Source organism: Rahnella sp. BCC 1045 (genome assembly GCF_019049615.1).
In the GTDB taxonomy this organism is placed as follows: Bacteria; Pseudomonadota; Gammaproteobacteria; order Enterobacterales; family Enterobacteriaceae; genus Rahnella; species Rahnella contaminans.
In genome coordinates this window covers 1-23,098 of sequence record NZ_JAFMOZ010000096.1, presented here as the reverse complement: position 1 = coordinate 23,098, position 23,098 = coordinate 1, and the positions used below count along the sequence as shown (strand labels likewise).

Annotated in this window: 22 protein-coding genes and 1 tRNA gene; 14 read left to right on the top strand and 9 right to left on the bottom strand. The window is 54.0% G+C overall.

Going from position 1 to position 23,098, the window contains the following annotated elements; all coding sequences use genetic code 11:
• Window positions 1-7: 7 nt before the first annotated feature.
• Both nrdH and J1782_RS03790 read right to left on the bottom strand, forming a co-directional pair.
• Window positions 8-247 (bottom strand): glutaredoxin-like protein NrdH, encoded by a 240-nt coding sequence (gene nrdH, locus J1782_RS03795; RefSeq protein ID WP_217152459.1) that lies wholly within the window; start codon window positions 245-247, stop codon window positions 8-10.
• 289 nt (window positions 248-536) lie between these two features.
• Complete coding sequence (locus J1782_RS03790) at window positions 537-968, bottom strand: carboxymuconolactone decarboxylase family protein (RefSeq protein ID WP_217152458.1); 432 nt, start codon at window positions 966-968, stop codon at window positions 537-539.
• A gap of 135 nt (window positions 969-1,103) precedes the next feature.
• Here J1782_RS03790 and J1782_RS03785 point away from each other — a divergent pair, with 135 nt between their 5' ends.
• Entirely contained in the window at window positions 1,104-2,555 is a 1,452-nt protein-coding gene (locus J1782_RS03785) for a PLP-dependent aminotransferase family protein (RefSeq protein ID WP_217152465.1), read from the top strand.
• On the opposite strand, the gene J1782_RS03780 is transcribed toward J1782_RS03785, so the two are convergent.
• On the bottom strand, window positions 2,556-3,275 hold the full coding sequence (locus tag J1782_RS03780; protein ID WP_208951943.1) for a GntR family transcriptional regulator: 720 nt from the start codon (window positions 3,273-3,275) through the stop codon (window positions 2,556-2,558).
• 189 nt (window positions 3,276-3,464) lie between these two features.
• On the opposite strand from J1782_RS03780, the gene mngA reads away from it, so the two are divergent.
• The gene (gene mngA, locus J1782_RS03775) at window positions 3,465-5,393 is read left to right on the top strand and encodes a PTS 2-O-a-mannosyl-D-glycerate transporter subunit IIABC (protein ID WP_217152457.1); all 1,929 of its coding nucleotides are present in this window, start codon (window positions 3,465-3,467) and stop codon (window positions 5,391-5,393) included.
• A 57-nt stretch (window positions 5,394-5,450) separates the two neighbouring features.
• Window positions 5,451-8,078 (top strand): mannosylglycerate hydrolase, encoded by a 2,628-nt coding sequence (gene mngB, locus J1782_RS03770; RefSeq protein ID WP_217152456.1) that lies wholly within the window; start codon window positions 5,451-5,453, stop codon window positions 8,076-8,078.
• Between the two features lie 139 nt (window positions 8,079-8,217).
• Here the strand turns inward: mngB and J1782_RS03765 are convergent, their stop codons facing one another.
• Window positions 8,218-8,514 carry a YqjD family protein gene (locus J1782_RS03765; protein WP_152324869.1) on the bottom strand — a complete coding sequence of 99 codons (297 nt, stop codon included), beginning with the start codon at window positions 8,512-8,514 and terminating at the stop codon, window positions 8,218-8,220.
• 302 nt (window positions 8,515-8,816) lie between these two features.
• On the opposite strand from J1782_RS03765, the gene J1782_RS03760 reads away from it, so the two are divergent.
• Both J1782_RS03760 and J1782_RS03755 read left to right on the top strand, forming a co-directional pair.
• Window positions 8,817-10,013 carry an MFS transporter gene (locus tag J1782_RS03760; RefSeq protein ID WP_217152455.1) on the top strand — a complete coding sequence of 399 codons (1,197 nt, stop codon included), beginning with the start codon at window positions 8,817-8,819 and terminating at the stop codon, window positions 10,011-10,013.
• 125 nt (window positions 10,014-10,138) lie between these two features.
• On the top strand, window positions 10,139-10,474 hold the full coding sequence (locus J1782_RS03755; RefSeq protein WP_152324871.1) for a DUF2002 family protein: 336 nt from the start codon (window positions 10,139-10,141) through the stop codon (window positions 10,472-10,474).
• A gap of 63 nt (window positions 10,475-10,537) precedes the next feature.
• On the opposite strand, the gene J1782_RS03750 is transcribed toward J1782_RS03755, so the two are convergent.
• From J1782_RS03750 to pfkB, 3 genes are all read right to left on the bottom strand, one after another.
• On the bottom strand, window positions 10,538-11,425 hold the full coding sequence (locus J1782_RS03750; protein ID WP_217152454.1) for a GyrI-like domain-containing protein: 888 nt from the start codon (window positions 11,423-11,425) through the stop codon (window positions 10,538-10,540).
• 125 nt (window positions 11,426-11,550) lie between these two features.
• On the bottom strand, window positions 11,551-11,991 hold the full coding sequence (locus tag J1782_RS03745) for a DUF1198 domain-containing protein (RefSeq protein ID WP_152324873.1): 441 nt from the start codon (window positions 11,989-11,991) through the stop codon (window positions 11,551-11,553).
• A gap of 159 nt (window positions 11,992-12,150) precedes the next feature.
• Entirely contained in the window at window positions 12,151-13,095 is a 945-nt protein-coding gene (pfkB, locus tag J1782_RS03740) for a 6-phosphofructokinase II (RefSeq protein ID WP_208951959.1), read from the bottom strand.
• Window positions 13,096-13,279: 184 nt separating this feature from the next.
• Between pfkB and J1782_RS03735 the strand changes: the two genes are divergently transcribed.
• Window positions 13,280-13,810, top strand: coding sequence for a class IV adenylate cyclase (locus J1782_RS03735; protein WP_208951949.1), 531 nt, complete (start codon window positions 13,280-13,282; stop codon window positions 13,808-13,810).
• Window positions 13,811-13,885: 75 nt separating this feature from the next.
• Here the strand turns inward: J1782_RS03735 and ygfZ are convergent, their stop codons facing one another.
• Window positions 13,886-14,878 (bottom strand): tRNA-modifying protein YgfZ, encoded by a 993-nt coding sequence (gene ygfZ / locus J1782_RS03730; protein WP_195815690.1) that lies wholly within the window; start codon window positions 14,876-14,878, stop codon window positions 13,886-13,888.
• A 279-nt stretch (window positions 14,879-15,157) separates the two neighbouring features.
• On the opposite strand from ygfZ, the gene sdhE reads away from it, so the two are divergent.
• On the top strand, window positions 15,158-15,424 hold the full coding sequence (sdhE, locus tag J1782_RS03725; RefSeq protein WP_152324902.1) for an FAD assembly factor SdhE: 267 nt from the start codon (window positions 15,158-15,160) through the stop codon (window positions 15,422-15,424).
• Window positions 15,405-15,857: a protein YgfX gene (locus J1782_RS03720; RefSeq protein WP_152324876.1), complete on the top strand. Its 453-nt coding sequence runs from the start codon at window positions 15,405-15,407 to the stop codon at window positions 15,855-15,857. Before sdhE ends, J1782_RS03720 begins: the two co-directional genes overlap by 20 nt.
• Window positions 15,858-15,884: 27 nt before the next feature.
• Here the strand turns inward: J1782_RS03720 and fldB are convergent, their stop codons facing one another.
• The gene (gene fldB, locus J1782_RS03715; RefSeq protein ID WP_152324877.1) at window positions 15,885-16,403 is read right to left on the bottom strand and encodes a flavodoxin FldB; all 519 of its coding nucleotides are present in this window, start codon (window positions 16,401-16,403) and stop codon (window positions 15,885-15,887) included.
• A 110-nt stretch (window positions 16,404-16,513) separates the two neighbouring features.
• Here fldB and xerD point away from each other — a divergent pair, with 110 nt between their 5' ends.
• The 6 genes from xerD (at window position 16,514) to J1782_RS03685 (ending at window position 22,950) form a co-directional block, all read left to right on the top strand.
• Window positions 16,514-17,473 (top strand): site-specific tyrosine recombinase XerD, encoded by a 960-nt coding sequence (gene xerD / locus J1782_RS03710; RefSeq protein WP_208951951.1) that lies wholly within the window; start codon window positions 16,514-16,516, stop codon window positions 17,471-17,473.
• Window positions 17,474-17,498: 25 nt separating this feature from the next.
• Window positions 17,499-18,218 carry a bifunctional protein-disulfide isomerase/oxidoreductase DsbC gene (dsbC, locus tag J1782_RS03705; protein ID WP_152324903.1) on the top strand — a complete coding sequence of 240 codons (720 nt, stop codon included), beginning with the start codon at window positions 17,499-17,501 and terminating at the stop codon, window positions 18,216-18,218.
• Between the two features lie 6 nt (window positions 18,219-18,224).
• Window positions 18,225-19,958 carry a single-stranded-DNA-specific exonuclease RecJ gene (recJ, locus tag J1782_RS03700; RefSeq protein ID WP_217152453.1) on the top strand — a complete coding sequence of 578 codons (1,734 nt, stop codon included), beginning with the start codon at window positions 18,225-18,227 and terminating at the stop codon, window positions 19,956-19,958.
• 130 nt (window positions 19,959-20,088) lie between these two features.
• A protein-coding gene (gene prfB, locus J1782_RS03695; protein WP_152324880.1) for a peptide chain release factor 2 occupies window positions 20,089-21,187 on the top strand; the annotation gives its coding sequence in 2 pieces (ribosomal slippage) (window positions 20,089-20,163 and window positions 20,165-21,187; 1,098 coding nt in all).
• A gap of 9 nt (window positions 21,188-21,196) precedes the next feature.
• A complete protein-coding gene (gene lysS / locus J1782_RS03690) occupies window positions 21,197-22,726 on the top strand; it encodes a lysine--tRNA ligase (protein ID WP_152324881.1) in 1,530 nt (509 codons plus the stop codon).
• Window positions 22,727-22,876: 150 nt separating this feature from the next.
• A tRNA-Gly gene (locus J1782_RS03685) sits at window positions 22,877-22,950 on the top strand.
• The last annotated feature ends 148 nt before the right edge of the window (window positions 22,951-23,098 follow it).

Genomic DNA, 23,098 nt, shown 5'->3' with positions numbered 1-23,098 from the left:
CCTGCCCTCAGAACGCGTTCTGAAGCTGGCGCAGGGCGCTGATCTTATCCGGGCGGAAACCAGACCAGTGGTCGTCACCGGCCACAATCACCGGCACCTGCTGATAACCCATCGCACGGACCTTCCCGAGCGCCTGTTCATCCTGAGTCAGATCGACAACCTGGTAAGCGATGCCTTGTTTATCTAATGCACGGTAAGTCGCGTTGCACTGGACACAGTCTGGTTTACTGTAAATAATAATGCTCATGATTCGTATTTCCATCTAGTAAGAAATCAGAGACAATTTTTGCCTGTCCGCTGTACGGCTGTTTCAGCCGGGGAAAGGCGCGAGAGTCGGTGCCATCGTGGCGTCCCGATGGATTGAATACTAGATGTGGTGATTTAAATTTTCAACCACACAATATGTAGATTTTCCAGTTTTGCTTATTGCAAAAACGACAAAGCCCGCAGGAAGCGGGCTGGCGGGGAGAAACTTTTTTGGTTCAGATTTTTGCGCAACGGATTGTTTAAAAAATGCACTGCGCAAAGTGTGAAACTTACTGGCGCATACCCACCGCAAGGCGGTTAAACGCATTCATCAGGCCGATAGCAAAAGTCAGTTCTGAAATTTCTACGTCGCTGAAATGTGCTTTCAGTGGTTCAAAGGCGCTGTCCGGTGCGCCCGTTGCAGAGATAAGCGTCAGGGATTCTGCCCAGGCCAGCGCCGCACGTTCACGTTCTGAATACGCGTGGCTGACCTGCCAGCCCGCCAGCTGATCCAGCTTAGTTTGCGCGACGTCCATTTTGCGCAGCGCTTTGGAATGCATATCCAGGCAATAGGCGCAGCCGTTAATTTGCGAAACACGCAGGAAGGCCAGTTCGATAATCACGTTATCCAGCGGACCGTTTTCCAGTGCGCCGAGCGCCGCTTTCATCGGCTCCATCACGGAAGAAGACAGAGAATAGTAAGGCAGGCGAAGTGCAGTCATGATGATTTCCTCTGGGATTTTTTGAAGTAAATTTTTCAGCAAAGAGTGACGCATCGTGCGTCTCAGTGACCGCTACTTTACGCTTCGTATGGTCTATACTACAGGGCCATAAAGTACCTATTTAAGCAGGTCATGATGCGCGGCTTCAGTCTTTCCTTTCAGCTCGATCCCCGGCGCAAAGCACCGCTTTACCGCCAGATTTATCAGCGGGTTAAACAGGCGATCATGGCCGGGCAACTCAAGCGTGACAGCCGCGTGCCGTCGGTGAGGGCGCTGGCCAGTGAACTCGGCGTGGCGCGCGCGACGGTGGAAAATGCCTATGGCCTGCTGATGGCGGAAGGTTTTTTGCAAAGCCGCGGACAGGCCGGAACGGTGGTCAGCGCGCCGGAAAGCTTATCCGTCCCCGCGCCAGCGCCGGTCAGGAAGAATGCCGCATCTAATCCCATCAACCCGATGTTGCCTTCAGTATCTTCGCTGCCTTTTCAGCTCGGCCTTCCGGCGCTGGATGCGTTCCCGCGTGCTATCTGGTCGCGCATTGTCTCAAGGCAAATCCGTCACACCAGCATGAATGATTTAGGCCATCCGCCGCTGGCGGGCACCGACGGATTGCGTAATGCGGTCGCCCGCTATCTGCAACTTTCCCGCGGATTTACCTGCCGCCCGGAACAGGTCTTTATCTGTGGCGGATACGCACCGGTGCTGGATTTGATCATCGGCAGCCTGTTACAACCCGGTGATGGCGTGTGGCTGGAAGACCCCGGTTATCCGGTGACACAGGCATTCTTTCGTGCGGCAGGGGCGGTTGCCAGGGCGGTGAAAGTCGATGATGAGGGCATGGATGTTCCGCAGGCCGTGAAGCAGTTTTCTGCTGCACGGTTTGCCGTCGTTACGCCCGCTCATCAGAGTCCGACCGGTGTGACCATGAGTTTAGCGCGACGCATGGCGCTGCTTGAGTGGGCGGCGAAACAGCAGGCGTGGATTATCGAAGATGATTACGACAGCGAATTCCGTTATCACGGCCAGCCGCTGCCTTCTCTGAAAAGTCTGGATACGCAGGGAAGGGTTATTTACGCAGGAACATTCAGCAAAGTGATGTTTCCGGCGCTCCGTTGCGGTTATGTGGTGGTGCCGGAAAGTCTGGTGGAAAAAATCGAGGCCTATTGCCCGCTGCGAATTTGCGGCACGCCACCTCTGATACAAAGCAGCATTGCGGAGTTTATCGAACAGGGACATTTCTACCGGCATATGAAACGTATGCGCCAGCTGTATGCTGAACGTCGTGGTTATCTCGAACAGGCGCTGACGGCGAAGTTTCCGGCGGACATATTGCGGGTGAATCAGCAGGCTGGCGGCATCCAGCTATCCACCAGTCTGAGTGCTCATCTCGATGATTCTCTGATCGCCAAAAACGCCCGCGAACAGGGACTGGCGGTACAGGCGCTTTCCGACTGGCAGGTTGAGTGGCGTGAGCGTAGCGATGCGTTGCGCCCGAACGGACTGCTGATGGGATTTCCGAATATCAGCTCGCAGGAGCATGCCAGCGGGCTGGTGCAGCGTCTGGCCGACGTCCTTCAAAACAGCCGCTGATCAGTGCGGCATCCGTCGGGCGATCAGGGTAAATTTATAATCATCGGTGCGGAAGGTATTGCGGCTGAATTCAAATACCGTGCCGTCCGTCAAAAATCCCTTCGAGATCTTCTGCAAAATCGGCTGATCAGCCGCCACGCCCAGCAGTGACACCATCTCTTTGGTCGGCATCAACGGAATAATTTCCTGTTCGCTGCGGTCAATCACCAGATGTTTGGTCTGCTCCATCCAGGCATATTTTGACCCCTGCATCACTTCGTAGGTCAGATCAGGAAAGAGTTCCAGCGGCATCCAGGTTTCTTCCAGTGTGACGGGTTTGCTGACAATAAAGCGTAGCCGTTTAATGTAATAAACCCGCGCCTGTTCATATAACGCCAGCGCTTCGGCGATACCGATCGGCGGCTTAAGGATGGAGAATGCCAGCACCTCGCTGTGCGACGGCCTGTCCAGAGGCTGTAACTTCTCATCAAAGCTGGTCAGCTGATAAATATCGTAATTGACCTTTGCTTCCTTCACGTAAGTTCCGCTGCCCTGCACACTTTCCAGCACATCCTGTTCCACCAGCAGCTTAATCGCCTGCCGTACCGTCACCCGGCTGACGCCAAACTGCTCGCGCAGTCGTAATTCCGTTGGCAGCGCGTCGCCTGTTTTGATTTCTCCGCGCTGGATTTGATCGCGGATCTGCGTCGCGATCTGGCGGTAAAGTGGCTGATTACTCACGTTTCAGGTTCCTTCAGAGCAGTTTAGGCAGAGTGTAGCAGTTCGTCCGTCCCGGCAAAAACTATACAACTGAACGAAAAATCTTCTATCTGGATCACATTCAGTCCATGCCTCTTTGTTGTTTAATACAAATACAATACAACAATAATACAAATATTGATGTTTCATCGATTCAGACAGGACAACTTTATGGATCTGACATTACTGACCTCACCCGAACTGATACATCTCAACACCACTTTTGCCAGCCGCGAACAGGCGATCGCTTTTCTTGCTCAGCGGCTGGATCAGCAGGGGATCCTTAATCATGCGCAGGATTTCCTGCATGCAGTTTCTGAACGCGAGACTGAAGGCCCGACCGCGCTGGGCGAAGGGCTGGCCGTTCCGCACGGTAAATCTGCCAGTGTGAAGCGTGCCGCTTTTGCGCTGGCGACACTGCGGCAACCGCTGCTCTGGCAGGGTGTGGATGGCGATGAGCCGGTGAATATGATCTTTCTGCTGGCGATCCCTGAAGCCGAAGCGGGATCGACTCACATGCAGTTACTGACGGCGCTGACCACGCGGCTGGTGGATGATGAAACCCGTGCTGCATTGCTGGCAGCGCGCGATGCACAGGAGGTACTGACATTATTACGGGAAGAGGCTGCGCCGGAAATTGATGACCCGCAGGCTTTGCCTGAAGAGACACCGCTGGTGGTCTGTGTGACCGCCTGTCCGGCAGGCATCGCGCACACGTATATGGCGGCTGAATATCTGGAAAAGGCGGCTAAAAAATTGGGTATTCGCGTACATGTTGAAAAGCAGGGCGCTAACGGCATTGAGGATCCCATCACTGCCGCTCAGTGCTGCCGCGCCGTGGCCTGCGTTTTCGCCGCCGAAGTGGCAGTCAAAGACAGTCAGCGCTTCGACGGGATCCCGTGCATTAGGGTACCGGTGGCAGAGCCTATCCGCCGTGCTGAAGCCTTGCTGCGACAGGCGCTGGCGATGCAGCGTAAACCCGGCGAAACACTGGGATCCGCGCCGGTAAAGCCGCCGGAAAACAGCGTGAAGGCAGATTTAAAGCAGGCGTTGCTGAGCGGTATTTCCTTTGCCGTACCGATGATTGTGGCCGGCGGATCGGTGCTGGCGGTGACAGTGCTGATCGCACAGCTGTTTGGCTGGCAGGAACTTTACGCGCAAAAAGAGTCGTGGTTGTGGATGTACCGCCAGCTTGGCGGCGGTATGTTGGGCATTCTGATGGTGCCCGTGTTGTCGGCTTACACGGCGTATTCGCTGGCGGATAAACCGGCCCTGACGCCGGGGTTTGCCGCCGGATTGTGCGCCAACATGATCGGCGCAGGATTTCTCGGTGGTGTGGCGGGCGGGCTGATTGCCGGTTACGTCATGCGCTGGATGAAAAAGCACGTCCGGCTGAGTGCCAGTTTCAACGGCTTCCTGATGTTTTACCTTTATCCGGTATTCGGAACGCTGATTACCGGCAGCATTATGCTCTTTGTGATTGGTGAACCCGTCGCGTTGCTCAACAGCAGCCTGACCGCGTGGCTGAACGGATTATCCGGCAGTAACGCGATTGTCCTTGGCGCGCTGATTGCTTTCATGTGCTCTTTCGATCTGGGCGGGCCTGTCAACAAAGCGGCCTACGCTTTTTGTCTTGGTGCGATGGCAAACGGCGTTTACGGTCCGTATGCCATTTTCGGGGCCACCAAAATGGTCTCGGCTTTCACCGTGACCGCTTCAACTGTGCTCGCGCCACACCTGTTCAAATCCTTTGAAGTCGAAACCGGAAAATCCACCTGGCTGCTCGGCCTGGCGGGGATCACTGAAGGGGCGATCCCGATGGCAATTGAAGATCCGCTGCGTGTTATCGGCTCCTTCCTGACCGGATCCGTTGTTACGGGCGCGATTGTCGGCGCGGCAGGGATCGGCCTTTCCACGCCGGGTGCGGGCATTTTCTCCCTGTTTCTGCTCCACGACGGCGGATTAGGCGGCTGGCAGGCGGCGGCAGTCTGGCTGGGCGCAGCGCTGGCAGGCACGGTGATTTCCACGCTGGTTTTGCTGAGCTGGCGGGGCTACGCCGTACGCCGCGGGCAGTTCTCCGGTGACGCTCCTTCTTCTTAAACTCCCTCATTTATTCACATTGCGCCCTGCCTTGCAGGGCATGAAAGGAAAGATTTTATGACAGTTTCCCGCGTTCATCTGACGCCGCATATGCACTGGGATCGCGAATGGTATTTCACCACCGAGGCCTCAAGGATCCTGCTGGTTAACAATATGGCGGAGATCCTCGATCGTCTGGAGAATGACCCCGACTATCCGTTTTATGTGATGGACGGACAAACGGCGATCCTCGAAGATTATTTTGCGGTTTGCCCGAACAACCGCCCGCGCGTGAAGGCGCTGGTAGAAGCCGGTAAGCTTATCATCGGGCCGTGGTATACACAGACCGACACGATGGTGGTTTGCGGCGAGTCCATCCTGCGTAATTTGCTGTACGGCATGCGTGATTGCCGCGAGTTTGGTGAGCCTATGAAAATCGGCTATCTGCCGGATTCATTCAGCATGTCTTCCCAGCTACCGCATATCTTTAACGGTTTTGGCCTGCAACATGCCATGTTCTGGCGCGGGTGCTCGGAGCGTCATGGCACGGATAAAACGGAATTCCGCTGGCAAAGTAATGACGGCAGTGAAGTCACCGCGCAGGTGCTGCCGCTGGGGTATGCCATTGGCAAATACTTGCCGGAGGATGAAGATGCGCTGCGCGAACGCCTGGATAAATATCTGCCGGTGCTGGAAGCCGCGTCACTGACCGGCGATATCCTGCTGCCCAACGGTCATGACCAGATGCCGCTCCAGCAAAATATCTTTACCATCATGGAGATGCTGCGCCGGATTTACCCGCAGCGCAGTTTCCAGCTCAGCCGTTTTGAAGACATTTTTCAACGTATCGACGCCATCAGACCTCAGCTGGCGCTGCTGCGTGGAGAATTTAATGATGGCAAATATATGCGAGTTCACCGCACCATTTCATCGACCCGCATGGATATCAAACAGGCCAATGCAGCGATTGAGAACAAAATCGTCAATGTGCTTGAGCCGCTGTGTTCCATTGCCTGGCGCTTAGGTTTTGATTATCACCATGGCCTGATTGAAAAAATGTGGAAGGAAATCATGAAGAACCACGCGCACGACAGCATCGGTTGTTGTTGCAGCGACAAGGTTCATCAGGAAATTATGTCGCGCTTTATTCTTGCCGATGACATGGCCGAAAACCTCATTCAGTTCACGCTGCGTAAAATTATCGACAACCTGCAACCTGACGGTCACACCGCTGACCGGCTGGGGCTGTTTAATTTCTCGCTGCATCCGCGTCAGGAAACCATTAATACCACCTTAAGGGTCCGTGCCTCATCTTTCAGCCTGACCGACGACCAGGGGCATCCTGTACCTTATTTTATCCGCGAAACGCGGGAGATCGACCCGGGTCTGGTGGACCGGCAAATTGTGCACTACGGCAATTACGATCCGTTCATGGAATACGACATTCAGCTTTGTGCCACCCTGCCGGCGATGGGGTACGTGACGTTAAACGTCACACCGCACCAGCCGGGGATTTTGCTGCCTGCGCCGAAGGGTGAAGACGCCCTGGAAAACGATTATTACCGTGTGACGGTCAATCCGAACGGCACGCTGGATATTCTCGATAAGCAGACATTCCGCCGCTATCAGCAGGTTCTGGAACTGGAAAACGGTTCCGACGATGGCGATGAATACGATTATTCCCCGGCGCGCGATGAATGGCGGCTGGCCTCTGGCGCGCTAAAGGCAGACGTGAGTTATCAGCATCAGCCGTGGCAAAGCACCGCGGTCATTTCACTGAAAATGCCGCTGCCGCGCACGCTGGAAGATCGCGCAATGCGCATTCTCAACAGTGAAATTCCCGTGACCGTCAACGTAACGCTTTCGAAAAACAGCCGACGGATTGAGATTGAACTGGCTCTTGAGAACCACGCCGAAGATCACCGGCTGCGCGTGCTCATCCCCACACCGTTTGCCAGCAAGACGGTGGTGGCCGACAATCAGTTCGGCTGCATCACCCGCCCTGTGGACGATACGGCAATGAAAAATTGGGAGGCGGAAGGCTGGAAAGAAGCGCCGGTGCCGGTGTGGCAACTCATGAATTTTGCGGCGTTGCAGGACGGTCATCAGGGGCTGGCGCTTTTTACAGAAGGGTTGCGCGAGTTCGAAGTGGTGGGCGAAAAGCGCGATACCTTCGCCCTGACGCTGTTCCGCGCTGTCGGCGTACTCGGGAAAGAAAACCTGCTGCTGCGCCCGGGTCGCCCCTCAGGCATCAAAATGCCGACGCCGGATTCTCAGATGCCCGGCAAACAGCTTTATCGTTTTGCGTTGTTCGGTTTCAGCGGCGATCACATCCAGGCCAGCGTGATGCAACATGCGCGTGATTACCTGACGCCGGTGCGCACCTACAACAAAATTCCGTACGACGCGATGAAGCTAAACCTGACGGACAACAAAACGCCTTCGCGTTTCAGCCTGATGCAAAAATGTATTTCGGGTTCGGTGCTCAGTGCACTGAAAAAAGCCGAAGATGACGAAGCGTTGATTGTGCGGGTTTATAACCCCTCCGAAACGCAAAGTCTGCAAGACAGCCTGCAGGTCAATGCGACACTTAGCGGATGGCAGGAAGTCAGCATGGATGAAACGAGGGTAAACACCGAAAATAGTGGCGGGCAAATGGGCGAATTTAAGCCCTGTCAGTCAAAAAGTTTTCGCATTCGCTTTTAATTTCAGCGAAAGCCACAAATAGAAAACGGAGCCCGGGGGCTCCGTCGTCTTTTTAGCAATTGCGCGGCAATGAGGGAGCCACGCGGATGTTTCAGATAATCCCGACACAGGAATGAAACACCGCAAATTGCCTCTTGTGTTACCGACGTCCCAGCAGGACACCGATAACAATACCGATAGCTGCACCGGCACCCACGCCATACCATGGGTTGTCTTTTACGTAGTCGTTCGCGGACGCGGCGGCGTCACGGGCATGCTTCGTCAGTGTTTCACCGTTGAAACGTGAACGGGCGTCGCGTAACACGCCTTCAGCTTTGCTGCGGAGTTTATCCAGCTCGTCCTTGGATTTATTTCCGGCAGACTGAAGCACTTCATCCAGCGTGTCAGCCAGCAGGGTTACGTCCTGATCGATTGTCTGTTCTGATTTCTTAGCCATTCTGTCTCTCCTTGTTGTGAACTGTAGCTTTCGTTTTGCTAATGACTAAAGCATAGACCAAAATGTTGTACCGGAGGGCTCTTTGAGAACATCGGGCTATGACTGGGGGTGTTTTCAGGTCATGTAGCTGTCAGGAGAAATCAGGTGTGGCGCGGCTTTGCGTGATGCGGCTCAGATTTCTCTGCAAATGCTTTTGAGCGTTACAGCCAATAACATTTTTTGCGCCGTTTTACGTTTGATCCTCTCCGAAACCTGTTTATGCTATTGATTCCACTCGCAGCGTTTTCATCCCGGTTCTGCCCATGTTTTTAAGTACATTTCGCTCTAACGCAATGCTCAACAAACGCATTCTGTCGTTCATGCTGTTTACTTTCGTCGTCTATCTGACCATCGGTTTGCCGCTCGCGGTGTTGCCCGGTTTTGTGCATAACACGCTGGGGTATAACTCCGTGCTGGCCGGTCTGGTCATCAGTGTTCAGTATTTTTCGACCCTGATCAGCCGTCCGCATGCCGGGCGCTATGCCGATCTTCTTGGGCCGAAACGGGTGGTGATTTTCGGCCTGATTTGCTGCGCAATGAGCGGCATTTTCTACGCTGCGGCATTTTTCCTGACTGACTGGCCGCTGGCGAGCCTGCTTTTATTGTGTCTGGCGCGCGTTTTTCTTGGGGTAGGTGAAAGCTTTGGCAGCACCGGCACCACGCTGTGGGGAATTGGCGCGGTGGGCGCGAAACACACCGCGCGGGTGATTTCATGGAACGGCGTGGCGACCTACGGCGCGATGGCCGTGGGCGCGCCGCTCGGCGTCATGCTCAATCATGTGTTTGGCCTGATGGGCGTGGCCGTGCTGATTGTGGTTGCCGCCGCCATTGCCGCCGTTCTGGCCTGCCTGAAAGCTGCGATTTCTGTCACCGCTGGCAAACGGATTGCCTTCAAGGCAGTGGTCGGGCGCATCTGGCTTTACGGCCTCGGGCTCGGTTTTGGCACCATCGGATTCGGCGTTATCGCCACCTTTATCACGCTCTATTATGCGGACAAAGGCTGGAGCGGCGCGGCGTTTACCCTCACATTATTCAGCCTCGGGTTTGTGGGTGCGCGTCTGGTTTTCGGCAACATGATCAACCGCTTTGGCGGCCTGCGGGTTTCGCTGGTGTCTTTCGTCTTTGAAATCGCGGGCTTACTGATGATCTGGCAGGGGCACGATCCGCTGTCTGTTCAGCTTGGTGCGTTCCTCACCGGTTCTGGTTTTTCACTGGTTTTTCCGGCGCTGGGCGTCGAGGCGGTGAAACAGGTTCCGCCGCAGAATCAGGGCACGGCGCTGGGGCTGTATTCCGCGTTTCTGGATCTCGGATTGGGCATCACCGGGCCTGTTGCCGGTCTGATTATTTCCCATCTCGGCACGCCTTCTATCTATCTGGCGGCGGCCTTTATGGTAGTAGTGGCGTGGCTGCTCACCCTCAAATTATGGATGCAAACCGGCACCAAAAAACCCGCCGAATAGCCTTTTCATAGCAGGGTTTTGGGGTTTAGATAAATCCTAAATACGCCAAAACTCAGGATTTAGGCATTGTCTGGCAGAGTTATTGCGGTAAGGTCGCCTTGCGGTTAAAGAAGCGAGGAGCAACCATGTATTTACGGCCAGATGAAGTGGCACGCGTTCTGGAAACATCCGGATTTGAACGCGATTATATTGATGATAAAGCATACGGTTATCGCCGTGGCGAACACTATGTGTATGTAAACCGGGAAGCGCGGTTTGGCCGGACTGCCCTGGTAATACACCCGGCGCTGAAAGAGCGCAGCGAACGTTTTGCCGAACCGACGGCATCGTTTCGAAGCAGTGATGCGTATAAAAACTTCCCTCTGGATGTCTCGAGCGACAACGAAACGTATTATGGCATCTGCCACGGTTTCAGTTCGCGGCAGATCCTGGCCAGTTATCTGGATAACGTGTTCAGATAATCCGGAACAAACAGCGCTGCCGTTCAGTATTAGCAGAGGCAGCGCTGCCTGATATTTCTTCCCTTATTTCAATGGCAGCAAAATATCGGTTTGCTGCGCATGTTCCGGTAACTCCTGATCAAGATGCAGATAGCGGAAATACACCGGGAAATCCCGTAATTCCTCTCCGCTTTGCGGCAACCATTCCCGGTAAAGGTAATACACGCTGTCGCTGATGCGGTCATACGCTCCGACGTGCCGGACCACGGCGCAACGCCCGCCCGGCAGGCTTTTCGCCACCACGCCTTGTGGATTTTCGGGCACACGCCCGCCCGATTCAGGGTTTAACTCCCCGCAAACGTCAAAGCGAAAATCTTCACCCGGCGTCACCAGCGGATCGTTGTAGGGAATACCGTATGTCCCGTGTACAGTGTAATCCGACAGCCCCGACGCTTTTCGCCATTCAATGAATTTCGCGACGGTATTGTTCACCGTCATCGGGTCACCGCGATGCTCCAGCACCGCAATGCTCACTGGCGCAACCTCAATAATTTTCACATCCATATTTTCCAGCCTCTGCTGATTTTCCCTGCCGGGAAATTGAAAATGCACATGCCAGTCAACCCAGACGGGAGCTTTGCGAAACTCGCTGGGCGTCAGGCCGAAAGTGTTCCTGAAGGCACGGGAAAATGACTCCGGATTTTCAAATCCGGCATCAAACGCAATCTCAATGATCTTCTCCTGCGGATTTTGCACCAGCCGGAAAGAGGCTCTTTTCAGCCGCATCAGCGTGATGTAACGGCTGACGCTGACGCCGCAAAACTGGCTGAACTGGCGGTGAAAGTGAAACTGCGAAAAGCAGGCCACTTCACTTAGCTGTTCAACCGTCATCGGGCTGTCCAGATGCGCCTCAATATAAGCAAACACCTGCTGAAAACGCCGCTGATAAAGATGAGTTTTTTCGTGATTCATTTCCGCTCCTTCAAGGCACTTACTTTGCACGGGTCGCCGCGGGCTTTCCTGACTGAGATTGCTTTTTCATCGTGAAGGCAAAAAAAATGGCCCCGCCAGGGCCATGGGTGAAACACTTCTGAACATCAGACCAGATGGATCTGATTGTAGGTTTCGTTGTAATCGCGACGAAACTGCGCCAGTTCGAAAGGCTCAATATCCAGCTCAGCAAAGTAGAACAGCGCCAGTTCGGCGTGCTCACTGCTGAGCTGAGGCGGCAGGTGCGCGCGCACCAGAATGTTCCGCCAGCGGACAATATTTTCCGGAGAAGCATCTTTGATAAATGTCTGATAAATAAAGACAACGTAGGCCGCTTTGCGGATCTCTTCAGCATAGCCACCGCTGATGGAGCGGATAAACATCTGGCTCTGTCTTTTGCCCATTTCCAGCAGCATTGAATCAATGTAAACCGGTTTAATTTTCAACAGACTGGCGAGAGAAGCGTTCGCTTTACGGGTGTCTGCCGTCATAAACCAATAACCCACAATAAAAACCACAACAATTGCAGCAAGCATAATCCATATCATTCTGGACTCTGGCCTCCGGCCTTTTCTGGCGTGATGTGAAAGGTGCATGCAACACCCGATGCTGCGAGTTTATCTGCTAATGAAAGGAAATACGTGAAGGTGTGACAAAGAATTTACGCTCCGCGACGCCGGGAGACCTCGCGGAACGCATTCAGGGAATTAATGTGCCAGTGTTTGCTGGCATAAATACTGATAAATCTGCTGAGTATCTTTATCCGAACACAGCCGTGTGCCGATGTTCAGCGTCGCTGCGCTGCCCGCGGCAACGCCGAAACGCACAATGTCGTGCAGATCAGCACCGGCGGCGAGTTTGAGCGTCATCGCGCCTACCATGCTGTCACCCGCACCGACGGTACTCATTTTTTTCACCGGCGGCGGAACCACCTGGAATGCACCTTGCGCATCAACGGCCAGTGCACCCTGCGGCCCGAGTGAAACCACGACGCGCTCGGCTCCGCCTTCGCGGATAATTTTCTGCGCCGCGGCCAGCACGTCGCCCGGATTTTCCAGAGGCCGCCCGACCAGCGCAGAAAGCTCGTTCTGGTTTGGTTTCACCAGCGCCAGACCGCCCAGTTTCAGGCCCGCGGCCAGTGCATCACCGGAGCTGTCGAGAATGCAGCGCAAACCGGCGTCCTGCGCTTTGCGGATAAGATCGGTGAGCGCGTTAATGTGCGTGCCGGGTGGCAAACTGCCGCTGATCACCAGTATTGAACCGGCATGAATATTTTCGATTTTTGCACTCAGGCTGGCGAATTCAGATTCCGTCAGCCGCGCACCGGGCATGACAAACCGGTATTGCTCACCGGTATTTTCGGTATGGACATGCAGGTTTTGTCGCGTCCAGTCCTGGGTTTCTACTGTTTCGGTAGCTATCCCTTCATCAAGAAGTAACTGCTTTAGATGCTCTCCGGTCGGGCCGCCAATCGGGAACAGCGCTGTCGCCTGCCCGCCAAGGTGGACAATGGCGCGGGCAACGTTAATGCCGCCTCCGCCAGGCTCAAAGACCGGCGCGGTACAACGCAGTTTCCCTTCGGGATAAATCTTGGGTGTTAGTGTGGCACTGTCGAGTGAAGGTGCCAGAGTCAGCGTAAAAATTTTGGTCATCATCGTTCCCTCAGTTTTCCAAAAACTCCCATGAGGTTAGCACCCTGATCCGATTTTGCAGCCTCTTATTGCGTATTTAGTAAGCGAGATCAAACCTCCTTGCCGCGGAGCATTCTGTCACGGTAAGGTCAACGGATGTTCATCAAAGACACGTAAAAAAGAGTCAACTTTAAGGGAGTAAGCGATGGCCAGAAATATTGAGATTAAAGCGAAGGTTGATGATTTTTCCTCGCTGTACGAAAAGATTGCGCTGATATCCGACGGACTGCCGGACATTATCGGGCAGGATGATACCTTTTTTATCTGCCCGCACGGACGCCTGAAACTGCGCACGTTGGCGGCGGATCGTGGCGAACTGATCTTCTATCAGCGACCCGATCAGGCAGGGCCGAAAACCAGCTTCTATGTGCTTTCTGAAACTCACGATCCTGACAGTCTGCGCGAAACGCTCACACTGGCCTACGGTGCGGCAGGCAGGGTTATCAAGCAGCGCACGCTTTTTATGCTCGGCCAAACCCGTCTGCATCTCGACCGCGTAAAAGGGTTGGGCGATTATCTGGAGTTTGAAGTGGTGCTCGAAGATAGCGAAACACCGGAGCAGGGCATTGCGATTGCTGAGGATTTGCTTGAACGGCTGGGGATTGACCGGCAGGAACTGGTGGATCAGGCGTATGTCGATTTGCTTAATCAGAAAGGCAAACATCACCACGCTTAAGCCGGATATCACGTTGAGAATTGCCGCCTTCTTTTAACCGTTCGGTCATGAAGAGGGCGGCAGCGAGCTTTCGGATTACTTAGTCTCTTCCAGCGAATACGGCAGCGGCTGGATACTTAAATGGCTGGTTGTATCATCGCGAACGCGCAGGCTGGCGTCGGCTTCCAGGTCGTTGTTAAGAACGGCCTGAACCCAGACGGTGCCATCACTGAGCTGAACTGCCGCCAGCACGGTGCCGGTTCGACGCCAGTTTTCACCAAGTTGCAGTTCGAGATCGTCAGCCGGAGCCGGTACTTTTGAGGCTTTACCGGATAACCAGTACAGCGCGCGCTTGTTCGCGCCACGGTATTTTGCCCGTGCGACCATCTCCTGACCGGCGTAGCAACCTTTGGTGAAACTGATCCCGTCCAGCGCCTGAATATTGGTGGCCTGCGGGATAAACTGCGCAGTATTGGCGGTATCAATAACCGGGAAACCGGCTTCAATATCCAGCGCCAGCCACTGCTGGCTGTCGTTGCGCTGTGCCTGCTCACCCAGTTCTTCCACTACCTGACGGGCTTTTTCCGGGCTAGTGACAATCAGAAAACGTTCGGCGGGCAGGGAGAAATGCAGCAGAGTCGTTTCATCCTGCTGTACGACCGGCTGTTCTGCTGTTGGCAGCGTCGAGAATAACCCCGTCAGCGCAGCGCTGGCCTGAAAACCGGCCACACCGAGCAGCACCACGTCATCATCGGCGGTAAACGTAATTTTCGAAAACACGGCATATTTCTTTATTTCATTCAGCTGCGTGTCGCGCAGATTGCGGCGCTCGATATAGGCCATGCCATCGCCACGCGTGAACAGACGCAGGTTGCTCCACATTTTCCCTTTGGCGTCACAGTGGGCGCAAAGAATGTGGTGATCGACCGGCAGGGCATCGATGTCTGCCGTCACCTGACCTTGCAGGTATTTCACCGTATCGGCGCCGGTCATGGTCACCAAAGCCCAGTCTTCCAGTGAAATCAGGGTCAGCGGCAGATGCGAAGACGCTGAAGGTTTTTGCGGTGGAAAGGGGAATGCGTTAGCCATTTTCTTATCCCGGTCAATGAAATGTGACTGATGCTTCATGGTAAAAGAGCCTACCGCCTTTGAAAACAGTTATTGGTGCCTTTTACGGGATGCTTTCCAGAGAATGTAAAGCCAGTGACAGGTTTGCAGCAGGTTTTACGGCACATCACGTAGATTGACAAAACAGGGCACTGAAAAGTTACTTATGACGGCTGACGGCTGATAGAATCGCTTTCTATATAAAAGAATTCTCATTCTGTATCCCAAAAAAAGAGTCTCATTATGGAAAGCAAAAACCAACTGGATATCAATAACCGTTCCCGTATTCACTGGGCCTGTCGCCGCGGTATGCGCGAGCTGGATATCTCCATCATGCCGTTTTTCGAACATGAATATGATTCGCTGCCCGATGCCGACAAAGAACTGTTTGCCCGTCTGCTGACCTGTGACGATCCGGATTTGTTCAACTGGCTGATGAATCACGGCGAGCCGCAAGACACAGAATTGCAGCGCATGGTGGCCCTCATTCAGACTAGAAACAAAGCCCGTGGCCCTGTGGCGATGTGATCTCAGGGTGTCCTGGCGCAGTCAGCTCATTTCACTGGGGTCTTACGGTGGTGTGATGTTACTGATTTTGCTGGCACCCTGGCCTGCCGGCTACTGGCCGGTATGGATGACATTACTTTTGCTGGTGCTGTTTGAATGCATCCGCAGCCAACGCCGTATTACGGCCCGTACCGGCGAAATTGTCCTGCTTGAGGATAACCGCCTGTTGTGGCGTGGCCATGAATGGCAAATTAAGCAGCCGGTCTGGATGATCAGCAGCGGTGTGCTGCTGACATTGCGTCGTGAAAAACGCAAAGGCGGGCTGGCGCAGGCGATGCGCAGCTCAAGACAGCGGCTATGGCTGGCGTCTGACAGTATGGGGCCGGATGAATGGCGGCACTTGCGCCAGATCTTGCTGAGCGGAGATCCCCGTAGCCCGGCTGAACCGGGCTGAGGTAATTACTGGTTCGTTGGCGAACGGCTACAGCAGGGCGTCCATTTCCAGCAGGATCTGCTCGCACCACTGTTGCAGGCGCTTGTCGGTGAGATCAAACTGGTTTACGTCGTCGAGCGCGAGGCCGACAAAATGTTTACCGTCGGCGCTGAGCGGTTTCGGGCTGGTAAATTCGAAACCTTCCGTCGGCCAGAATCCGATGAAGTGAACGCCCATCGGGAGCAACTGATGGTAAAGCATGCCGAGCGCGTCGAGAAACCACTCGCTGTAACCGAGCTGATCGCCCATGCCGTACATGGCGACAATTTTCCCGCGCAATTTTAGCGTAGGCAGCTCATTCCAGACGGCCTCCCAGTCTTCCTGAATTTCGCCGAAATCCCATGTCGGGATGCCGAGGATCAGGATGCTGTAGTCTTCCATCTTATCGGGATCAACATCTTTAATGTTGTGCAGATCAACCAGCTCTTCGCCCAAAATATCGCGAATTTTCTCCGCGGCCATTTCGGTGTAACAGGTGCTGGAACCGTAGAAAAGTCCAATTTTCATGCTTGCTGCCATAACGTCATCAGAATACGAATGGCAGGCAGTGTAGCAGATTTGGGCGAATGAAAGGCATAATGGCGGGTGTAGTCTGTACGCAAGCAACAGGAGTCGGGATGCCAAAACAAGATAATGCAGGCCATCAGGAGTTAACGCCTGAACAGGCTGCGCAAGCTGTCAATCAGGCCGATCAGGGTCTGACGGAACAGTTTCTCGATATGCTCTGGATTGAGCGCAATCTCGCAGAAAATACGCTCTCGTCTTATCGTCAGGACCTGAAATCGCTGCTGGGCTGGCTGCATCATAACGAAACAGATTTGCTGCACGTCAGCGCCGAAGATTTACAATCTTTTCTGTCTGAGCGCATTGAAGGTGGCTATAAAGCGACCAGTTCCGCGCGCCTGCTCAGTGCGATGCGTCGCCTGTTTCAGTACATGAACCGCGAATCGGTGCGGCAGGATGACCCGACGGCGCTGTTGTCCTCGCCGAAACTTCCGCAGCGTTTGCCCAAAGATCTGAGTGAAGCCCAGGTTGATGCGCTGCTGGCCTCGCCGGTGGTGGATGTTCCGCTTGAGCTGCGTGATAAAGCCATGCTCGAATTGCTCTATGCCACCGGTTTGCGTGTCTCCGAACTGGTAGGGCTGACGCTCAGCGATATCAGCCTTCGGCAGGGCGTGGTGCGGGTTATCGGTAAAGGTAATAAAGAACGGCTGGTGCCGATGGGCGAAGAAGCGGTGTACTGGCTGGAGAATTATTTCGAGCACGGAAGGCCGTGGCTGCTGAACGGTCAGTCTCTGGATATTGTATTCCCCAGCAACCGGGCGCAGAAAATGACGCGGCAGACATTCTGGCATCGCATCAAACACTATGCGATCCTTGCCGGTATTGATGCGGAGCGGTTATCCCCCCACGTGTTGCGCCACGCATTTGCAACCCACTTGTTAAATCACGGTGCAGATCTCCGCGTTGTGCAAATGTTGTTAGGCCACAGTGACTTATCAACAACTCAAATTTATACCCATGTAGCGACTGAACGACTCAAACTGCTACATCAACAACATCATCCCCGCGCGTGACGTGCCAGGGAAAAAGGACGAAATGATGAAAAAAGGTTTAATGCTGCTGACCCTTCTGGCTGCGTGTATAAGCTCCGCGGCGCAGGCTGACGATGCTGCAATCAAAGCCACGCTGAACAAGCTGGGAATGAACAATGCCGAAATTCAGACGACGCCGGTCACCGGCCTGAGCGCGGTTTCCACGGACAGCGGCGTCATTTACATCACTAATGATGGTAAACACGTTTTACAGGGTCCGATGTACGACGTCAGCGGCAGCCAGCCGGTTAATGTGACCAATAAAGCGCTGGTGAAAAAGCTCGATGCGCTGCAAAACGAGATGATTATCTACAAGGCCAAAAACGAGAAGCATGTGATCACCGTTTTTACAGACATCACCTGCGGCTATTGCCACAAGCTACATCAGCAAATGCAGGACTATAACGACCTCGGCATTACCGTGCGTTATCTGGCGTTCCCGCGTCAGGGGCTGAATTCCAAAACTGAAAAAGATATGCAATCCATCTGGTGTACCGGCAACCGCAAAACCAGTTTTGATGCGGCGATGCGTGGAGATGACATCACGCAGGCGACCTGTAAAAGCAGCGATATCGCGAAACATTTCGAGCTGGGCGTGCAGTTTGGCGTCACAGGCACTCCGGCCATTGTGCTGGAAGACGGTACTTTGATCCCGGGTTATCAGCCGCCAAAAGAAATGGCCGCGATGCTTGACCAGCGTGATCCTTCACATAAAACCGGTGGTTGATTTTTCGTGACCTTGCAGACTCAACTTCGCCGCCGTGAGGTGGCAACTGGCGTGGATCTTCCCGCTGAACTTTCCCCGTTATTGCGCCGGTTATATCTGGCCCGTGGCGTTAAGCAGAGCAAAGAGCTGGAGCGCAGCGCAGCAGGTTTGCTGCCGTATCAGCAACTTGATGGCATCGCTACTGCGGTGAAATTGCTGCAAAAAGCCCTGAGCGAGCGGATGCGCATTATTATCGTCGGCGATTTTGATGCCGATGGCGCAACAAGTACGGCGCTCACGCTGCTTTCTTTGCGCAGTATGGGCTGCGGTAATCTGGATTATCTGGTGCCGAACCGTTTTGAAGACGGCTACGGCCTCAGCCCGGAAGTGGTGGAACAGGCTGCATCGCGCGGTGCGGAGCTGATCCTGACCGTCGATAACGGGATCTCATCGCACGCCGGTGTGGAGCTTGCTCACGCCAAAGGCATTCAGGTGCTGGTTACCGACCATCACCTGCCGGGCGAAACGTTGCCGGACGCCGAAGCGATCATTAACCCCAATCTGCACGGTTGTGAGTTCCCGTCTAAATCTCTGGCTGGCGTTGGCGTCGCGTTCTACCTGATGCTGGCGCTGCGAAGTGCATTACGTGAAAGCGGCTGGTTTGAGCAAAACAATCTGGTGGTTCCTAATCTTGCGGAACACCTGGATCTGGTTGCGCTGGGCACGGTCGCGGACGTCGTGCCGCTTGATGCCAACAACCGCATCATGGTGTATCAGGGCCTTAACCGAATCCGTGCCGGAAAATGCCGGGCAGGGATCCGCGCGTTGCTCGAAGTGGCGGAGCGCGAAGCCCGCACATTGTGCGCCAGTGATTTAGGTTTTGCGCTCGGGCCACGGCTCAATGCCGCCGGTCGCCTCGATGATATGTCCGTCGGCGTGGCGTTATTGCTCAGCGAGGATATCGGTCAGGCACGTGCGCTGGCCAGCGATCTGGATGCGCTGAACCAGACGCGTCGTGAAATAGAGCAGGGCATGCAGGTTGAAGCGCTGGCGCTGTGCGACAAACTTGAGCGCAGCACCGACGCATTGCCTTTCGGGCTGGCGATGTACCATCCGGAATGGCATCAGGGCGTCGTGGGTATTCTGGCTTCGCGCCTGAAAGAACGCTTTAACCGGCCGGTGATCGCGTTTGCCCCAGCGGGCGACGGTATTCTCAAAGGTTCTGGTCGCTCAATTGCGGGTTTGCACATGCGTGATGCGCTCGAGCGCCTGGATACGCTCAATCCCGGTCTTATGTTAAAGTTTGGCGGTCATGCGATGGCGGCAGGTTTGTCACTCGAAGAAGGCAAATTCGACGAGTTTCGCGATCGTTTTGCTGAACTGGTGGGTGAATGGCTGGATCCGTCACATCTTGAAGGCGTGGTCTGGTCGGACGGCGAACTTTCCGGGCATGAGCTGACGATTGATACCGCAGAAATGTTGCGCAATGGCGGCCCGTGGGGACAGGCATTCCCGGAACCGACGTTTGACGGCACCTTTCGTATCCTGCAACAGAAATTACTGAAAGAGCGCCATCTGAAGCTGATGATCGAACCTGTCGGCGGCGGCCCGTTGCTCGACGGCATCGCGTTTAACATCGATCCGACATTCTGGCCGGACAGTAGTATCCGCGAAGTGCAGCTGGCATACCGGCTGGATATCAATGAATTTCGGGGAAATCGGAGCGTTCAGTTGATCATCGAGCATTTATGGCCGAAATAAGCGATTTTCACCCGCAATAAACCCTGCAAAAAAACGGCTCGTTGCTATAAAAAGACCGCTAATTCCGTTAGAATCGGCGGTTCGAATGGCATTGGGCCAACTCCGAATCTAACGTAAGACGCGAAAAATCATGTTTGAAATTAATCCGGTTAAAAACCGCATTCAGGACCTGTCCGAGCGGACAGTCGTTCTTCGGGGGTATCTTTGACTATGATGCCAAGAAAGAACGCCTCGAAGAAGTAAACGCCGAGCTGGAACAGCCGGACGTCTGGAACGAACCTGAACGCGCACAGGCGCTGGGTAAAGAACGTTCCTCTCTGGAAGCTATCGTTGAAACCATTGATGAGTTGTTGCAGGGTGCCGAGGATGTTACCGGCCTGCTGGAACTGGCTGTTGAAGCCGACGATGAAGACACTTTCAACGAAACCATCGCTGAACTTGATGTGCTGACCGGCAAGCTGGAACAGCTTGAATTCCGTCGCATGTTCTCCGGCGAATACGACAGCGCCAGTTGCTATCTTGACATTCAGGCGGGTTCTGGCGGTACTGAAGCACAGGACTGGGCGAGCATGCTGCTGCGTATGTATTTGCGCTGGGCAGAAGCCAAGGGTTTCAAAACAGAAGTTATTGAAGAATCTGACGGTGAAGTGGCAGGGCTTAAATCTGCGACCATCAAAATTATCGGTGATTATGCGTTCGGCTGGTTACGTACTGAGACCGGCGTTCATCGCCTGGTGCGTAAGAGCCCGTTCGACTCCGGTGGCCGTCGCCATACGTCTTTCAGTTCCGCGTTTGTGTATCCGGAAGTGGATGACGATATCGAAATCGAAATTAACCCTGCCGACCTGCGTATCGACGTATACCGCGCGTCCGGTGCGGGTGGTCAGCACGTCAACAAAACGGAATCTGCGGTACGTATTACCCACCTTCCGACCAATATTGTGACTCAGTGTCAGAACGACCGCTCCCAGCATAAAAACAAAGATCAGGCCATGAAGCAGATGCGTGCGAAGCTTTATGAGTATGAGATGCAAAAGAAAAATGCGGACAAACAGCAGCTCGAAGACAACAAGTCTGACATCGGCTGGGGCAGCCAGATTCGTTCTTACGTGCTGGACGATTCCCGAATCAAAGATTTACGCACGGGCGTCGAAACGCGAAATACGCAGGCCGTACTGGATGGCGACCTGGATAAATTCATTGAGGCAAGTTTGAAAGCCGGGTTATGAGGAACCAAAATGTCTGAGCAACAACCAGCAGCGCAAAGCGCAGAAACCGTACCAGATCTTAACAACGAGCTGAAATCTCGTCGTGAGAAGCTGGCTTTACTGCGCGAATCCGGTATCGCTTTCCCTAACGATTTCCGTCGTGACAGCATCTCTGATGAATTGCATGCGAAATACGGCGAAAAGACTAACGAAGAGCTGGAAGCCTTAAACATCGAAGTCACTGTCGGTGGCCGTATGATGACCCGCCGTATCATGGGCAAGGCGTCTTTCGTGACCCTGCAAGATGTGGGTGGCCGTATCCAGCTTTACGTTGCGCGTGATGATCTCGCCGAAGGTATCTACAACGAGCAATTCAAAAAATGGGATCTGGGCGATATCCTGGGTGCGACCGGTAAATTGTTCAAAACCAAGACCGGCGAACTGTCGATCCATTGTTCTGAACTGCGTCTGCTGACCAAAGCACTGCGTCCGTTGCCGGACAAATTCCACGGCCTGCAGGATCAGGAAGCGCGTTACCGTCAGCGTTACCTCGACCTGATCGCTAACGAAGATTCCCGTAAAACCTTCAAGATCCGTTCTCAGATCATGTCTGGCATCCGCAGCTTCATGGTGGAAAACGGTTTCATGGAAGTCGAAACCCCGATGATGCAGGTGATCCCGGGTGGCGCAGCGGCTCGTCCGTTCATCACTCACCACAATGCACTCGACATCGACATGTACCTGCGTATCGCGCCGGAACTGTATCTGAAGCGTCTGGTTGTTGGTGGTTTTGATCGCGTGTTCGAAATCAACCGTAACTTCCGTAACGAAGGCGTTTCTCCGCGTCACAACCCAGAGTTCACTATGATGGAACTCTACATGGCATACGCGGATTACAAAGACCTGATCGTTCTGACCGAAACTCTGTTCCGCACCCTGACAGAATCCGTTCTGGGCAGCAGCGTTGTGCAGTACGGCGACCAGACCTTCGATTTCGGCAAGCCTTTCGCCAAGCTGACCATGCGTGAAGCGATTTGCAAATACCGTCCTGAAACCAACGTTGCCGATCTCGACGATCTGGCGAAAGCGACCGCGATTGCTGAATCTATCGGTATCAAAATCGAGAAGAGCTGGGGTCTGGGCCGTATCGTGACTGAAATCTTCGAAGAAACCGCCGAAGCGCAACTGATCCAGCCAACCTTCATTACTGAATACCCGGCAGAAGTTTCTCCGCTGGCGCGCCGTAATGATGAGAACCCTGAAATCACTGACCGTTTCGAATTCTTCATCGGTGGTCGTGAAATCGGTAACGGCTTCTCCGAGCTGAATGACGCAGAAGACCAGGCACAGCGCTTTGCTGACCAGGTTTCTGCGAAGGATGCCGGCGATGACGAAGCGATGTTCTTTGATGAAGACTACGTGACAGCGCTGGAACACGGCCTGCCACCGACTGCCGGTCTGGGCATTGGTATCGACCGTATGGTTATGTTGTTCACCAACAGCCATACCATCCGTGACGTTATTCTGTTCCCGGCTATGCGTCCGCAGACACAAAAATAAGTTGCCTCAGAAACAACAAAAGGGCGCTCCGGCGCCCTTTTTCATGCTGCAGATCACGCGATGCGCTAACTGCTTAAAACTCCAGCGCTTATCCGCAATCACGCCTTGCTCCGCCGCCGTAACCGGTTATAATGCCAGTCGCACACCGATGCGGGTGTAGTTCAATGGTAGAACGGCAGCTTCCCAAGCTGCATACGAGGGTTCGATTCCCTTCACCCGCTCCAAAAGCTTCCTTCTCTAAAGCATACTTTCACAAATTGGGTTTTCATCACGTTGACGTCAATTTGCTCTGTAAAATCTATATCCCATTGTTTATAAATATTTTTGTCTACATCTTTCTAAACTGGAATGTAAATTACACCTCGTGGGATT